Here is a 15,769-nt window from a genome sequence, read left to right on the forward strand (position 1 = left end):
TTGTGGTTACCGGCCTTCCCATTCCTGTTTGAACCGTTCGACGAACTCGAGCATATACTGATGGCGATCTTCGGCGATGCGTTTCGCTGTCTTCGTGTTCATTAACTCTTTTAAACGAAATAATTTTTCATCAAAATGGTGTAAGGCACTCGTCTTTCCCGTCCGGTCACCCGGCTTGCGGGGAACGAGTCCCGGTACATACATCGGTTCCTTGAATTGGCCGGCAAACTGGAACGTCCGGGCGATGCCGATTGCACCGATCGCGTCCAACCGGTCTGCATCCTGGACAATCTTCCCTTCGAGTGTCTTCATCGGTGGACGGTCGCCGGCTTTAAATGACAAATTGCTGATGATTTCGAGGATATGCAGGCGGTCCTGTTCCGATACGCGTGATTGCAGATGCTGATCAACGTTTTCGCTCGTTCCGCCGAGTTTACTGTCTGCTACATCATGCAGTAGTGCGGCATGTTCAATGATTCGGACATCCCCCCCTTCAATTTCCGCAATCCGTAATGCCATCGTCCGGACACGTTCGATGTGGGCAAAATCATGTCCGGAAAAGTCATCTGAATGGAATATCCGGACGAACTGTTCCGTTTCTTCACTTAACATAAATACCCTCCCTTTCTTAAAAAAGCGCCGACTCGTCTAATCGAGTCAGCGCTTTTTGTCATAATACTTTCTCCAGGAATTTCTTAGCCCGATCCGTTTTCGGATGATCAAACAATTCGACCGGACTGCCTTCTTCCATCAAAATCCCTTCATCGAGGAACAGGACACGATCCGCGACTTCTTTCGCGAAGCCCATCTCGTGCGTGACGATGACCATCGTCATCCCGCTTTCTGCAAGTTGCTTCATGACGTCCAGCACTTCATTGACCATTTCCGGATCGAGCGCCGACGTCGGCTCATCAAACAACATGACGTTTGGTTCCATCGCTAGCGCACGAGCGATGGCAACACGTTGTTTTTGACCACCCGACAGCTGGTTCGGGAAGTTGTCCCGCTTTTCTGCCAAACCGACCCGATCAAGCAAGACTTCCGCCCGCTTGATAGCCGCGTCTTTCGAGAGACCCAGTACGTTAATCGGTGCATAAATCAAGTTATCGAGCACTGATTTATGCGGAAAGAGATTAAACTGTTGGAACACCATGCCGATGTTTTGACGGGCTTTCGCGATGTTTGCTTTGGGTTTCGTCAGTTCAAATCCATCTACGTTGATTGTTCCGCTTGTCGGTTGTTCTAGTAAATTGATACACCGTAAAAACGTTGATTTTCCGGAACCGGACGGACCGATGACGGCAACCACTTCTCCCCGCCCGACAGTCGTCGTAATACCTTTTAATACTTCCAATTTTCCGAACTGCTTATATAGATCAGTAACTTGAATCATAGGTTCCATCTGATTACCCACTCTTTCTCATAGCTTTTTCGACTTGTTGACCAATCAAGGACAATCCCATGACAAGTACGAAATAAACGAATCCTGCAAACAATAACGGTTCAAAATACAAGGCCTTTTCTCCACCGACGACTTGCGCCCGGCGCATGACGTCGAGCACGCTGACCGTCGAAACGAGTGCCGACTCTTTCGTCAACGTGATCATTTCGTTCATAAGTGCCGGCAGGATGTTTTTAAAGGCTTGCGGCAAGATGATTGAACGCAGTTGTTTCATGTACGGAATTCCGAGTGCATCGGCCGCTTCCCATTGTCCGCGGTCGACGGCTTGAATCCCGGCCCGGATGATCTCCGAGATGTACGCGCCCGAATTTAAGGAGAAGGCGATGACGGCCGATTGATAACCGGTCGTGACGTATCCCGTCAATTGCGGTAAACCAAAGTGAATGATCGCCAGCTGTAAAATGAGCGGTGTTCCGCGGAACACGGCCGTATAGGCATGACCGATGAACCGAACGAATCCGTTTTTCGTGATTTTCAGGGCGGCGACCACGATTCCGATCAGCATCCCGGCAATTGCCGCGACGACCACAACTTGGAACAGAACCGGAATCCCTTGCAGGATGTATGGGATTGAATCTTGAATCTTTGTAAAGTCTATCATAACCAATCTCCTAACGTCGCACAAAAGGGATGAGGTTACCCCCACCCCTATGCACTACTCTTATTTTGCTTCTTTTTGGAACCATTCTTCTGCGAGTTTGTCGATGTCTCCGTTGTCGATCATCTTTTTCAACTCTTTGTTGAAATCGTCACGCATCTTGTCCCCTTTTTTGAAGGCGACAGCAGAGCCGGTTGGTCCATCTTCTTTAATTTCATACGTTTTTAACGCCTTGTCTTGATTCATGTATTTGACGGCGACGGCATCCTCAATGATCAATGCGTCAATCCGGCCCGTATTTAATTCTTGAATAATTTCCGGAATCTTGTTTAACGAAACCGCTTCACTGTCCTTGTACCGGTCTTTTGCTAATGCTTCCTGGATTGATCCAAGCTGGACACCGAGTTTCTTGCCTTTTAATTCGTCATCCGAAGCGATCGCTTTATCTTTTGTCATGACAAGATTTTTAGATTGGAAATAAATATCCGTGAAATCAGCATTCTTTTTCCGTTCGTCAGTCGGCGTCATGCCTGCCATGACGAAATCGACACGACCTGCACTGAGTGCTCCGAGCAGACTACCAAATTCCATGTCCTCGATTTTTAGATCGTATCCGAGATTTTTTGTCACTTCTTTCGCGATGGCGACATCAAATCCGACGATATCATCACCCTTTGCTGTATCGATATACTCAAACGGGAAGTAATCCGCTGACGTTCCCATCGTCAATACTTTATCGTTCTTTTTCGTCGTGTCGCCTGTTGATTCCTCCGAGGCACCACATGCTGCCATCGTGACTGCGAGAATTCCTGCCATTGCCGTTGCTACTAGTTTCTTCATCAATAAATTCCCCTTCCAACGCTCAATTGTCAGAACTTTAACAATAGTATGACTTATGTTTTTTTCTAATTCAATACTAAAAAGTTCGACCTGATTTATTGCTTTTAGAATATACGAATATTTATTCATTGTAAAGCATAATAATATACAAATAGTGCATAAAACATGAATTTATTCATACCAGATGCGTAATCCGTTCTTTTGTTAACGTTTACATTTATTTTGATTCCAATCTTTCGTCTGATAACTAGACGGCTTCACAAAAAAACCTGTTCCGGACGTCCGGAACAGGTTTTTGATTTACTTAGGCGTAGATTTCAATTAACGACTCTAACTTCTCGACGACTTCTTCTGCTGTAAACGATTCGATGTCAAACCGTTCGACCATCGACAGGATGTTTCCATCTTGCATCAATGCGAATGATGGCGATGATGGCGGATATCCTTCGAAGTATTCACGCGCCCGGTCTGTTGCTTCCCGGTCTTGCCCTGCAAATACCGTCACGAAATGATCCGGTTTTACACCTTCCATCCGGTTGATGTAAGCGGCAGCCGGACGAGCAATCCCACCGGCACATCCACAAACCGAGTTGACGAGGACAAGCGTCAAACCGTCACGCTTCATCGCTTCATCGACGCTCTCGACCGTCGTTAATTCTTCAAAGCCAGCAGCTGCTGCTTCTTTACGTGCCGTTTGAACGACATCTTCAAAATACATTTGGAAATCCATTGTATTTGTTTCCCCCTTTAAATCGTTGTCTTCTTTATTGTACGAGTTTCGGTGAAATCTGTCCAAGTCTGCCGCTCAATTCACGTTCTAAATACGGTTTAGCGTGTAACAGGTCTCGGAAAGCGATATACCGGTCAATTTTTTCTTCCGTTGGTTGCTTCGGATTTTTATAAGCCCGAATCAAGATATTTTTCGGCGTGTTTTCTAAATCAATGAATTCAAGTAATTGCGTTTCGTACCCGACAAGTGTCAACAACTCTGCCCGGATGGAATCTGTTGCGAGCGAAGCAAACTTTTCTTGAATCAATCCGTGTTGCAGCATGACGTCAAGCGGTGAACAGTCCAGTTGACGGTTTAACTCCTTCTGACAACACGGGACACTGAGAATGACCGATGCATTCCAGTCGACTGCCCGGGCAAGCGCGACATCCGTCGCAACGTCACAAGCATGTAGCGTCACCATTAAATCAACTTCCGTATCCTGGTCGTAATCATGGACATCACCGACACGGAACGATAAATCATCATACCCTAAATCAGCAGCGATGGCTGTACAGTCTTCGATGACTTCTTTTTTGAGATCAAGACCGGTGACGTTTAAATCAAATCCCTTGACGATTTTCAAGTAATGATAGAGAGCAAACGTCAGATACGACTTCCCGCATCCAAAATCTAAAATCCGTAGCGTCCGTCCTTTCGGCAATGCTACGATACTGTCTTCGACGAATTCAAGAAAACGATTGATTTGTTTAAACTTATCGTATTTTTGACGCTTGACCTGTCCTTCTTCCGTCATGACACCAAGACGAATCAAAAACGGTACCGGCACGCCGTCTTCTAACAAATGGCTTTTCTTTCGATTGTGAGACAGTTCGGCCTTTACCGGTTCCTTGCCTGTCGTCTTCAGTGAAACTTTCATTTTCTTCGAGAGTTGGAACTGGACTTCTTCCGTTTCAAAACGGAATAAAAATTGACGAAATTCGTTAAAATAGTCGTCCATTCGCAAAATAAATTCTTCTATACTTAAATTCTCATGCTTAATGATCCGCTCATGTTGAAACTCTAACTGGATTGCATACGTATCTCTAAGTAGAATCGGTTTTAACTTGATTCGACGCAGATCGTTTGATTTTTGGCGCGGACCGCTAATCGTCGCGTGTATGAGTGAAGTTGCCTGCAGTTTTTCAGTGAGCAGGTCTTTTAATTGGTCTAGTTCCACGTATCGTCCCGTCCTTTTTTTGTTTGGTCTTTCGAAACTGTAGCAAATTCACCCGCGTTCGACAAGCAAGCAAGCTTTATTTTTAGTCGTCATACTTAATTTAAAGGAGGAACACAACATGTTCAAAAAAATTCTTTCACAAATCGGCATCGGTGCCGCAACGGTCGATACACGACTCGAACAAGATCACTGTGAACCCGGTGGAACGATTCAAGGGGTCGTTCATATTAAGGGCGGTAACGTCGATCAGGAAATCGCCCGGATTTATCTCGCCTTCAATACCCAGTACAAACAAGAAGTCGGGGACAGTACGGCATTCACGACGTTCACACTGGACCGGTTTGCATTAAATGAAGCCCCGTTTACGATCGAAGCAGGCGTCGAACGAGAAATACCGTTTACGCTTCAAGTCCCTTTTAATACACCACTTTCCGTCAGCCAATCGAAGTCGTGGATCGAGACGGGTCTTGATATCGCGCAGGCGGTTGACCCTTCTGACCACGATGCTGTCGTCGTCAAAGCCAATGACTACCAATCGGTCATCCTTGAAGCGATGGAAGATCTCGGATTCCGCCTCAAGAAAGCCGATACAGAAAAATTACCGGGTCGCTTCCGGAAAGATTTGCCGATCGCGCAGGAACTTGAGTATTCCGCCCGCGGTACCCATTATGCTCACAAGCTGGACGAAATCGAAGTCATCCTGTTGCAAGACCGGTCCGGCATCGTCATCGTCGTCCAAATCGACCGCCGTGCCCACAGTCTCGGTTCGCTGTTCAGTGAGATGGCCGGTACGGACGAGACGATGACAAAACTTTCGTTATCGAACCAGGACTTAACTAACCCGTCACTTGTAAAGCAACGTCTTGCCGATTTGATTGAACACCACAGTTGATTAATGTCTTCTATAGAACAAACACCGGATCCGCTTTCTGTCGGATCCGGTGTTTTTATTTCAGTCTTTTTTACTTGAATGATGTCATTTCCATCGTCTGTTTATACTGCTGTTCGAACGTCTCTTCCGTCCAGCCCATCTGCCAAAACATCAATTCGTAATAACAGCTTTTGACAAAATGTTGTTTCATCCGTTCCCGTTCTTCGGCACTTGCCCGCTCCGCCAAATCATTCAGACGATCGATTTGTTCAAAGACGACCCGCTCGAACCACTCGGAACTGTATGTCGAAATCCATTGCTGATAAATCGGTGAAGCCGGTGAAGCCGCCTGTAACTGTTGTCCAATCTCATAGTAAAGCCAGTAACACGGTAAAATCGCAGCGATGGTCTCCCCGAGCGTCCCTTCACTTGCATGGTGCATATGCGAAATATAAGCGTATGCTGTCGGTGCTGGTTCAAACTCTGCCAGTGTCTTGTCCGAAATCCCAAGCGGTTCAAAAAACGATTGATGCAGACTGAGTTCTGCAGCATAGGTCGACGTCGCATGTTCCGCGAGTTCGGCAATCGTCGCGAAGTCCTGTGCCTTCGACGCGGCCCGCGCCTGAATTTTCGCGAAATGTTTTAAGTAATAGGCATCCTGTAGGACGTAATGGCGAAATTTTGCTTCCGGTAGTGTTCCATCCGCAATCCCTGTCACGAATGGATGGGTAAAGCTGCTGTCCCAATACCGTCTTGCCGCTTGCCGGATTTCTTCACTGAATGTCATGTTTTTTCCCCCTTTTGTAATCAAAAAAACGCCACACCCGATGTCAGGCATGACGTGAAAAGACCATAAAAAGAGGATCGTCCACGCCACTTCCCTCCGTAAGTCCAAACTTAATCAGGTTCAAAGGGTCCGAACGTCTTCGTCGTCTCAGTCAGCCTACTGACTCCCCTAGTGGTCGCTATTTGATTTATTTTGAGTTTATCATGATTTGATGTGGAATTGACCCATTCTCGTCATTTCACTCCATTTTTTTGTACAATGGAACATGACGGAAGGTGGATGACGGCTCGTCCTTGAGACCGATTCTCTTCTGTCGCCGGTCGATTAGACTAAATTTAGTACCTGATACTTAACTTATGGAGGAACTTTTATGAATAAAACCATGACATGGACCGCTTCGGCATTACTTGCTACGACGTTATTACTGCCAACGGCCGCATCTGCCGAGCAGGTCGTCGACAAAACGATTATCACACTGGGCGAATCGCTCGGAGCGAATGATAAAACATGGGTCTTGTCCCGTCTGAACGCACCGGAAGGCATCACCCCGATCATCGCGACATCTGCGGATGAAGAAAAATATCTCGGGAAAAACATTCCCCAGTCCCAACGCGGCGGCGGGATGTATTCGTCCGCCAAGATCGAGTTGGCTGAAAAAGGCGACGGTCTGTCCGTTGCAACGGAAAACATCACCTGGGTCACAAAGGACATGTACCTCAATGCGCTTGTCACGGCCGGTGTGACCGATGCGGACATCACGATTACGTCTCCTTACAAGGTAACCGGAACATCTGCCTTGACCGGAATCATGAAAGCCTACGACCAAACGTCGGCTGAGACCGGCATTAAACTGACGGATGAACGAAAAGATTTGGCCCAGCAAGAATTGTCGGTCACGTCAGATGTCGGGAAAACAGTCGGGACGGACAAGGTCGCCGACTTGATGAACGAAATCAAAGCGGAAATCGCCAAACAGAAACCGGAAACGAAAGTCGAGATTGAGAACGTCATCGTCCAAGTCATTCAAAATAACAATATCAATCTGTCCGACGCCCAAATGGACCGTTTGACCGGTTTGTTTAACCAAATGGAACAAGCCGACCTCAACTGGGGACAGATTGAGAGTGGACTGAAGGATGCCGGGCAAAACATTCAGGCCTTTGCAACATCAGAAGAAACAAAAGGATTTTTTGCAAAGCTGTTTGACGGCTTAAGTGCCTTCTTCAACTCGATCGCCGGCTTATTTAAATAATCTGTTCTTTCTTTCCTTCCAGGTGACATGGTAAAATAAAGATATCGAATGAGAAAAGGTGGTGGGAAGAAATGGGTTTTGCTGCGTGTAAGCATTGGTTGATGGAACAACTTTATCTGTTGCGCGCAATTTTTCATGGAATGGCGTTCTAAGGGGTCAGTCTGCCCTTTTTTGAAGAACTCCATACTCGAAAAATAAAGCAAAGCGCATCTTCCACGAGTCGAGGAGAGTGCTGTTTGCACTCTCCTTTTTTTGATGCGTCAGAGAGGAAATTTTAATATGATGATCTGCGACATCCAACACCTGACAAAACAATTCGGAGGCGATGACATCTTAACCGATGTGTCCCTCTTCATCCAACCACATGATCGGATCGGTTTAATCGGACGCAATGGTAGCGGAAAAACGACCCTCCTGCGTTTGATTGCACGACTAGATTCACCCGACGCCGGAACCATCTATCAAAAAAGTGGACTATCGATCGGTTACTTGGAACAGTTACCGGTATACAATTCCGACATGACCGGACTGGATGTCCTGTGGACCGCGTTTGCCCCGTTGCTCGACTTACGACAATCACTACACGATCTCGAACAAGCTATGGCAACGAACACGGATCAAATTGAATCGTTGCTTGAGCAGTACACGAAGGTGACGGAAACATTCGAGCGGCAAGGCGGTTATCTGCTTGAATCCAAGGTCGACCGGATGATCAACGGTTTACGGCTACATCCTCTACTCGACCGGTCGTTCGAACAGCTCAGCGGCGGCGAACAAACGAAAATCTGCCTCGGACGGATGCTGTTAACCGAACCCGATTTGTTGATTCTCGATGAGCCGACGAACCATCTTGATCTCGAAGCCGTCGAATGGCTTGAATCATTTTTATCGAGCTATGCTGGCGCCGTTCTAATTGTGTCACACGATCGTGTATTTCTCGATACGGTCGTGACGAGCATTGCCGAACTGGAAGATGGTCAGATCCAACTATACCGGGGGAATTATTCGTACTATATGACGGAAAAAGAACGTCTGTTGCTCGAACAATTCCATGCCTATCAGGAACAACAAAAAAAAATCAAGCAAATGAAGGATGCGATCCGCCGCCTCCGCCAGTGGGCGAATGAAGCTTCTCCACCGAGCGAAAAGCTGTTTCGGAAAGCGAAATCGATGGAACGGGCACTTGAACGGATCGAACGCATTAAACGTCCTCAACTCGAAGCCGAGACGCCGGATGTCGTTTTTAATGCACAAGGCAAAACAAGCCGGATGGTCTATCGACTAGAAAACGTCAGCCTCTCCTTTACTGAATCTCCATTGTTTCACTCCTTAACTGTTGAAATCGCCGCAAAAGACCGTTTAGCTATCGTTGGTGCCAATGGCAGCGGAAAAACAACCCTGTTACAACTGTTGTTAGGACGTATCGAACCGACAAGCGGGCTCATCTCGCAGGGTCCTTCGGTAAAAGTCGGCTATTTATCGCAACACATCGATTTTCCTGACGATCAACGCTTGATTGATGTCTTTTGGTCAGCCATCGATAGCGATGAAGGAACAGCCCGAAAACGGCTTGCCCAGTTTTTATTTTTTGGTCCACGTGTCTTTTTACCTGTAGCTGCCTTGAGTGGAGGCGAACGGATGCGGTTGATGCTCGCAATCCTCGTCCACTCGGAATTAAATGTATTGATTCTCGATGAACCGACGAACCATCTCGATATCGAATCGCGTGACTCTCTCGAAGAAGCCCTTGAGTCGTTTGAAGGGACGTTGATCGCCGTTTCACATGATCGTTACTTTTTGAATCGTCTGTTTACGAAAACACTTTGGCTCGATCAAACGCCCATCCTGTATCCAGGTCCTTATGCGTATGCGGTAAGTAAACATGCCGGAAAGCCTTCTATTGCTGATACGGAGCACATCCCTTTCAATAAAAAACTGCCTAAACAATCGTCTCCGATTAGTTCGGTACAACCATCCCGACAGCTGGAAGAAACAATCAATCAAGCAGAGCAAGAGCTTTTCCTTCTGGAATCGCAACTGGAACAGGCAAGTGATTATGAAGTACTGGCGAAACTTTTTGCCACTCGTGAAGAGCTGGTCCACCAGCTCGATGATCTCTATGAACAATTCCTTGCTTCAGAATGACCTTTCCGCCGTATATCACGCTATTTCGACCTGTCGTAACCTGCGGCAGGTCTTTTTGTATAGTCGTGAAACAAGTTTATTTTTTACGTTATGAATAATTAACCTGATTAGTTTTTGAAAAAAAGTTTTAAAATTTATCTTGCATATTATCTGAAAATTCGTATAATTTAGCGTATAGCCATTTTACTAAAACACATTAGGAGGAATTTTCAGATGGATGCTTTTCAGCAAGCAGTACAATCAGGAGTCGATTTTGCCAACAACTTATTATGGTCTTATGTTCTAATCGCGGCACTGATCGGAGTCGGCATCTATTTCACAATTCGGACAAAATTCATCCAGTTCCGGTACTTAAAAGAAATGTTCCGCGTTACGCTCGATAAAAACGAGAAAACAACGGATGACGGAGGAGAAAGCATTACCTCGCTTCAATCCTTCTTCATCGGTGCCGCCACACGAATCGGGACCGGCAACCTGGCCGGTGTCACGATTGCCATCACACTCGGTGGTGCGGGCGCCGTCTTCTGGATGTGGATGGTTGCTTTACTGGGAGGCGCAACTGCCTTGATCGAAAGCACGCTCGCTCAAGTCTATAAAGTCCGCGATAGCAAAACGAATGCGTATCGTGGCGGTCCTGCCTACTACATCGAAAAAGGTTTAAAAAACCGTGCTCTCGGTGTTGTGTTTGCCATCTTAATCGCTGTCACGTTCGGCTTAATCTTCAACTCCGTTCAATCGAACACGATTGCTGCCGCCTTTGATAATGCGTTTGGAATCAATAAAGCCGTCGTCGGTGGTGTACTCGTCGTCTTAACAGGACTTGTTATCTTCGGTGGCGTTCACCGGGTAGCGAAGTTCTCAGCTATCGTCGTCCCTGTCATGGCCGGACTTTATCTCATTGCTGCGCTGTTCGTCGTCGTCACGAACCTGACGGAACTTCCGGGCGTCTTCGCGATGATTTTCAAGAGTGCTTTCGGCATCGAACAAGCATTTGGTGGATCAGTCGGAGCCGCCATCTCACTCGGAGTAAAACGTGGTCTGTTCTCAAATGAAGCCGGTATGGGGTCTGCACCAAACGCAGCAGCAGCTGCGGAAGTATCTCATCCTGCGAAACAAGGTTTCCTGCAAACACTTGGTGTTTTCCTTGATACGTTGATCGTCTGTACGGCAACTGCTGCCATCGTTCTTCTCAGTGACAGTTATGCGACAGGCAACGGGGAAGGAATCGCGATGTTACAGAACGCATTAGGTGAACAACTGGGTGCCGTCGCTCCTGCCTTCATCGCAATCTGTGTCTTCTTATTCGCTTTCAGTTCAATCGTCGGCAGTTACTACTACGGTGAAACGAATATCGAATTCATTAAAAACAGTCCGGCTGCTGTCTTCGGATTCCGGATCGCGACAATGGCCTTTGTCTTCATCGGTTCTGTCCTCAGTCTCGGAGTGGTCTGGAGCTTCGCCGATCTCTTCATGGCAGGTATGACGTTGATTAACTTGACAGCAATCTCGCTCTTAGGCGGCATCGCCCTCAAAGTTATCAACGACTACCAGGAACAACGGAAGAAAGGGCTTGATCCGGTCTTCTCGGCAAAAGCACTTGGAATCGAAAATACAGAGTGTTGGGACGAAGAAGAACCCGTCCGTCCGGCAGCAGGAGAAGCATCCCCTCCTCCAATCGCCCGTCGCTAATTTCATGATTGCCTTGGACATGACGTATCTCGTGATGTCCAAGGTTTTTTTCTGTCCAGGATTATGTTTATCTAATGTTGGGAAAATAGGAACAGATAGAATTAAAGGAGGAATCATTTGTGTCAAAAGTCATGCTCATCATCAATCCGTCATCCGGTAAAGAACTTGGAAAGAAACACGCTGAATTTGCAGAAGGAACATTGGCTCAACGGTTTACGGAAGTCGATGTGCGCTTCACAGAAAAAGAACGCGATGCAACTGAATTCGCCACACAAGCTGCCATCGGGCACTATGATGCCGTCGTTGCTATGGGCGGAGATGGGACGGTCAATGAAGTCATCACCGGTATCGCGGAACAGGGGCATCGTCCGACACTCGGAATCGTTCCTCTCGGGACGGTCAATGATTTAGCGCGTGCTTTACACATCCCGACTGATCCCGAGGAGGCCATCAGCGCTTTAGAAGATGCTCCGCCCCGTCCACTCGATATCGGTAAATATGACGATCATTATTTCATGAACGTCATCGCTGTTGGATTGATTGCAGAAGCGGTCGAAGAAGTCAGCGTCGAACAAAAAACATCACTTGGTTCCGTCGCTTATTTCATTGAAGGATTAAAAGCCTTTAAGGACCACAGTCCTTATCCAATCCGACTGACGGCGGAAGAAAAATCATTTGATGGTGAAACGCCTCTCTTGATTATTTCCCTGACTAATTCCGTCGGAGGTTTTGAGTCGTTCGCGAAGGATGCCCGTGTCGATGATGGTCTGTTACATGTCTTCATCGTCAAGCAGCTTGGTTTCTTTGATGCTTTACAGGCCTTACCGAAACTATTGACCGGAAATATTTCCGATGCAGATCAAGTGGACTATTTTACGACAAAAGAAGTTCATATTGATTCGAAAGAACGTCTTCCGATTAATGCTGACGGCGACACAGCGGGTCATCTTCCCGTTACGGTTCAAGTTTTAAATCAACATTTAACTGTTTTCGCACCCATTTCTAACTGATTCTTTTCACCTATATCCCGTGACGATGTGCCCCCTCACATCGTCACGTTTTTTGATATTTTCTCAAAAGACGAACCATATATTCTATTTTGATAAGAATAAATTCAGATACTAAATGAAATATTATCCATTACAATATATGTTATACAACTATAATCTTGCAATGAAACTGAAATATTTTTGTGTTATTTGCGATGCTATAATCATGCTAGCAAGAAAATATTTATACATATTAAATACATATGCTTTGTATCTTACAACTTTGAAAGGGTCTTGTTCCCTTACATAATCGTCCGTCGTCTTTCACACTTTAGGAGGAACTTCTACATGAAACGCATGATTACAACTATGACAATGACAGCACTGATGGTTTCCGGTTTCGCTACAACGGGTATAGAAAAAGTTGAAGCAGCAACAACGTACAAAGTAAAAATAACCGCAGACGGGTTACGGGTTCGAACAGGTCCCTCAACTGCTTACAGAGTTGTCGGTAGTGTCAATTCTGGTCAAACTTTCAATTATTTAGGGGTTTCCGGATCTTGGACAAAAATTTCTTACGGCGGTGCATCCCGTTACATTTCTTCTACATATGCTAAAAAATACAGTGTCACGACATCATCGAAAGCAACAAGCGGGTTTTCACGACCAGCTAGCGGCCGGATTGCTCAAGGATATGGTGCCGCAAGCGGTTCCTACGGTTACACATTCCATAATGGAATCGACATCGCCGCACCGACCGGAACACCGGTTTATGCATCGGCTTCTGGAACGGTCATCACATCACGCTACTATGGTGCTTACGGCAACCACATCATGATGAAACATACAGTTAACGGAATTTCTTATACGACGGTGTATGCACACCTAAGCAGTCGTGCGGTTTCTGTTGGACAAACGATTGCTAAAGGTTCACGAATCGGAAACATCGGCAATACCGGAAACTCATTCGGCTCACACCTGCATTTCGAAATGCATCGTGGAAACTACGTTTACAGTGCTTCATCTGCTGCGAACAGCGTCAACCCACTGAACTACTTTAATTAAGAACGGAACTTTCCTCACACGAAGCTTTGTCTTCGCGTGAGGTTTTTTGTCGTTCGTTCGAGATGAAATCCTTTGCAAAGAATGATACGGTTATAGGACAGACTTTCCGTAAAGGAGGATTTCCCTTGAAGAAGACACTCCCGCTTCTGCTTTCGACCAGCTTCGCACTGACTATACTTGCCGGGTGCCAAAATCAACCGACACCCGAAGAACGACTGGATGCCTATATTAAATTATGGGAAAAACAAGATTACGATAAAATGTATGCTGATTATGCCAGCAAGGAAACTAAAAAAACATACGGTAAAAAAGAGTTTGTCGATCGGACAAAAAAATTAGCCGATTCTCTTGCCATTGAAAAAATCTCTGTCGAACGAATGAAAACCAAAGAAAACGAAGAGAAGGAACAGACTAGTTTACCGGTGACAATTTCTTTTGAGACACTGGCAGGACCGGTTTCCTATAAAAAAGACATCCCGTTAACGTTCGAGAAACAACAAGATACGGAAAACTGGTTCATTGACTGGGATTCTTCGTTTGTTTTAAAGGATTTCAAGAAAGAGGATCAAGTCCAGTTGACGACGCTCGATGCCAAACGCGGTGATTTACTTGATGCCAAAAATCAGCCTCTCGCCACGACAGGTACCGGTTACCAAGTGGGTGCCGTTGCAGGTGAAGTCAATGATCTTACGGCGCTTGCAAAACAGTTGGACCGTCCCGTCTCAGCACTTAAAGATGCCCTCGGTGCCAGTTGGGTCAAAGACGGACAATTCGTTCCGCTGAAGACGTATACAGCAAACGATAAATCAAAAATCGACCGCCTCAAGCAACTCGACGGTATCAACGTCAAGGAAACGGAAGTCCGGACATATCCGTTCGGGAAAGCGACTTCCCATTTGATCGGCTATACTGGTTCCGCAACAGCCGATGAAATCAAACAATCAAAACAAACGATCCAAGCAGGCGAACAAGTCGGAAAACGGGGACTTGAACAAGTGCTCGACGAGACGTTGCGCGGTACGTCCGGTGCGCGAATCAACATCGTAAAGCCGGATAAAACAACGGTTAGCGTCGCCGAGACGCAAGCAAATGATGGACAGGATATCGTGTTGACGATCGACGGGAAGTTACAACAAACGACCTATGCGACGATGAAAGATGATCCGGGGACTGCGACCGCGATTGATCCCCGGACCGGTGAGACCCGTGTCCTGTTAAGTTCTCCCGGTTTCGATCCGTCGGAATTTACAACAGGTATTTCACAGGCCCGTCTCGATACGTTGACGAACGATCCGGATCAACCGCTGTTGAACCGGTTTACAAGTGCCTTTGCTCCCGGCTCGACCCAAAAACCGTTGACGGCAGCGGTCGGCTTAAAAAGTCAAACGCTCGATCCGGAAAAAGCGTATACGATTGACGGGTTAAAGACAAAAGTCGACGGTTTCAACGTCACCCGGATTCACGAGACACCGGATCCGGTCAATCTCCATAATGCCTTGGTCTACTCGGATAATATCTACTTCGCAAAATCGACACTCGAACAAATCGGAACCAGCACGTTTACTTCCGGTCTTGAAGCACTCGGATACGGAGAAAAGATTCCCTTCACCTACCCGATGCGGGCGTCACAAATTTCAAACGACGGTTCGATTGCTTCCGACGGTCAGCTGATGGATACATCTTACGGACAAGGACAGATGCTGACGAACATCCTGCACCTTGCTTCGATGTACGAAATCTTTCTGACGGACGGGACAATCTATCGACCGACGTTGCTTGCAGAAGAAAAAACGAAGCAGGTCTGGAAAAAAGACGTACTCGACGCAAAAGATGCTGCAATGATCCGCGACGATCTGTATGATGTTGTTCATGCCGGCTATTCCTTACCGGCTGATATTCCGGAAATTAAAGTTGCCGGCAAAACCGGCACAGCTGAACTAAAGAAGTCCGGTGAAGAAAACGGTCAGGAGAACGGGTTCTTCGTCGGCTATGATAATGATAAAAAAGATCTGCTCGTCGCGATCATGATTGAATCGGTCGAGAAGGAAAACCGGGGCAGCCCGTATGTATCGGGTCTTGTCGCTGACGTTTTAAAGAGTCATGCCAACAAATGAAAACTGAT

At 46.6% G+C, this 15,769-nt stretch carries 14 protein-coding genes and 1 riboswitch; of the genes, 7 read left to right on the forward strand and 7 right to left on the reverse strand.

Translation table 11 applies throughout. The features are described from left to right. Positions 1–6: 6 nt before the first annotated feature. The 6 genes from P402_RS0111760 to P402_RS0111785 form a co-directional block, all read right to left on the reverse strand. Entirely contained in the window at positions 7–612 is a 606-nt protein-coding gene (locus P402_RS0111760) for an HD domain-containing protein (RefSeq protein ID WP_026828873.1), read from the reverse strand. 58 nt (positions 613–670) lie between these two features. Next, the gene (locus tag P402_RS0111765; protein ID WP_026828874.1) at positions 671–1,393 is read right to left on the reverse strand and encodes an amino acid ABC transporter ATP-binding protein; all 723 of its coding nucleotides are present in this window, start codon (positions 1,391–1,393) and stop codon (positions 671–673) included. 13 nt (positions 1,394–1,406) lie between these two features. Continuing rightward, entirely contained in the window at positions 1,407–2,063 is a 657-nt protein-coding gene (locus P402_RS0111770) for an amino acid ABC transporter permease (RefSeq protein ID WP_026828875.1), read from the reverse strand. 60 nt (positions 2,064–2,123) lie between these two features. Continuing rightward, positions 2,124–2,900, reverse strand: a complete 777-nt coding sequence (locus tag P402_RS0111775; protein WP_026828876.1) for a transporter substrate-binding domain-containing protein — start codon at positions 2,898–2,900, stop codon at positions 2,124–2,126. Between the two features lie 304 nt (positions 2,901–3,204). Next, positions 3,205–3,630 carry a BrxA/BrxB family bacilliredoxin gene (locus P402_RS0111780; protein WP_026828877.1) on the reverse strand — a complete coding sequence of 142 codons (426 nt, stop codon included), beginning with the start codon at positions 3,628–3,630 and terminating at the stop codon, positions 3,205–3,207. 34 nt (positions 3,631–3,664) lie between these two features. Continuing rightward, complete coding sequence (locus tag P402_RS0111785) at positions 3,665–4,849, reverse strand: class I SAM-dependent methyltransferase (protein ID WP_026828878.1); 1,185 nt, start codon at positions 4,847–4,849, stop codon at positions 3,665–3,667. A 118-nt stretch (positions 4,850–4,967) separates the two neighbouring features. On the opposite strand from P402_RS0111785, the gene P402_RS0111790 reads away from it, so the two are divergent. Beyond that, entirely contained in the window at positions 4,968–5,741 is a 774-nt protein-coding gene (locus P402_RS0111790) for a sporulation protein (RefSeq protein WP_026828879.1), read from the forward strand. 70 nt (positions 5,742–5,811) lie between these two features. On the opposite strand, the gene tenA is transcribed toward P402_RS0111790, so the two are convergent. Then, the gene (gene tenA / locus P402_RS0111795; protein ID WP_026828880.1) at positions 5,812–6,507 is read right to left on the reverse strand and encodes a thiaminase II; all 696 of its coding nucleotides are present in this window, start codon (positions 6,505–6,507) and stop codon (positions 5,812–5,814) included. 74 nt (positions 6,508–6,581) lie between these two features. Next, positions 6,582–6,687: riboswitch (TPP riboswitch) on the reverse strand. 190 nt (positions 6,688–6,877) lie between these two features. Between tenA and P402_RS0111800 the strand changes: the two genes are divergently transcribed. From P402_RS0111800 to P402_RS0111830, 6 genes are all read left to right on the forward strand, one after another. Continuing rightward, on the forward strand, positions 6,878–7,759 hold the full coding sequence (locus P402_RS0111800) for a DUF1002 domain-containing protein (protein WP_026828881.1): 882 nt from the start codon (positions 6,878–6,880) through the stop codon (positions 7,757–7,759). 255 nt (positions 7,760–8,014) lie between these two features. Continuing rightward, positions 8,015–9,904, forward strand: a complete 1,890-nt coding sequence (gene abc-f, locus P402_RS0111810; protein WP_235188874.1) for a ribosomal protection-like ABC-F family protein — start codon at positions 8,015–8,017, stop codon at positions 9,902–9,904. A 213-nt stretch (positions 9,905–10,117) separates the two neighbouring features. Beyond that, the gene (locus P402_RS0111815) at positions 10,118–11,593 is read left to right on the forward strand and encodes an alanine/glycine:cation symporter family protein (protein WP_026828883.1); all 1,476 of its coding nucleotides are present in this window, start codon (positions 10,118–10,120) and stop codon (positions 11,591–11,593) included. A gap of 119 nt (positions 11,594–11,712) precedes the next feature. Next, entirely contained in the window at positions 11,713–12,603 is an 891-nt protein-coding gene (locus P402_RS0111820) for a diacylglycerol/lipid kinase family protein (RefSeq protein WP_026828884.1), read from the forward strand. A 327-nt stretch (positions 12,604–12,930) separates the two neighbouring features. Continuing rightward, entirely contained in the window at positions 12,931–13,647 is a 717-nt protein-coding gene (locus P402_RS0111825) for a peptidoglycan DD-metalloendopeptidase family protein (RefSeq protein WP_026828885.1), read from the forward strand. A gap of 125 nt (positions 13,648–13,772) precedes the next feature. Beyond that, complete coding sequence (locus P402_RS0111830; protein ID WP_026828886.1) at positions 13,773–15,761, forward strand: penicillin-binding transpeptidase domain-containing protein; 1,989 nt, start codon at positions 13,773–13,775, stop codon at positions 15,759–15,761. The last annotated feature ends 8 nt before the right edge of the window (positions 15,762–15,769 follow it).

Origin of the sequence: Exiguobacterium sibiricum 7-3 (genome assembly GCF_000620865.1) — a bacterium.
Lineage (GTDB): Bacteria > Bacillota > Bacilli > Exiguobacteriales > Exiguobacteriaceae > Exiguobacterium_A > Exiguobacterium_A sibiricum_A.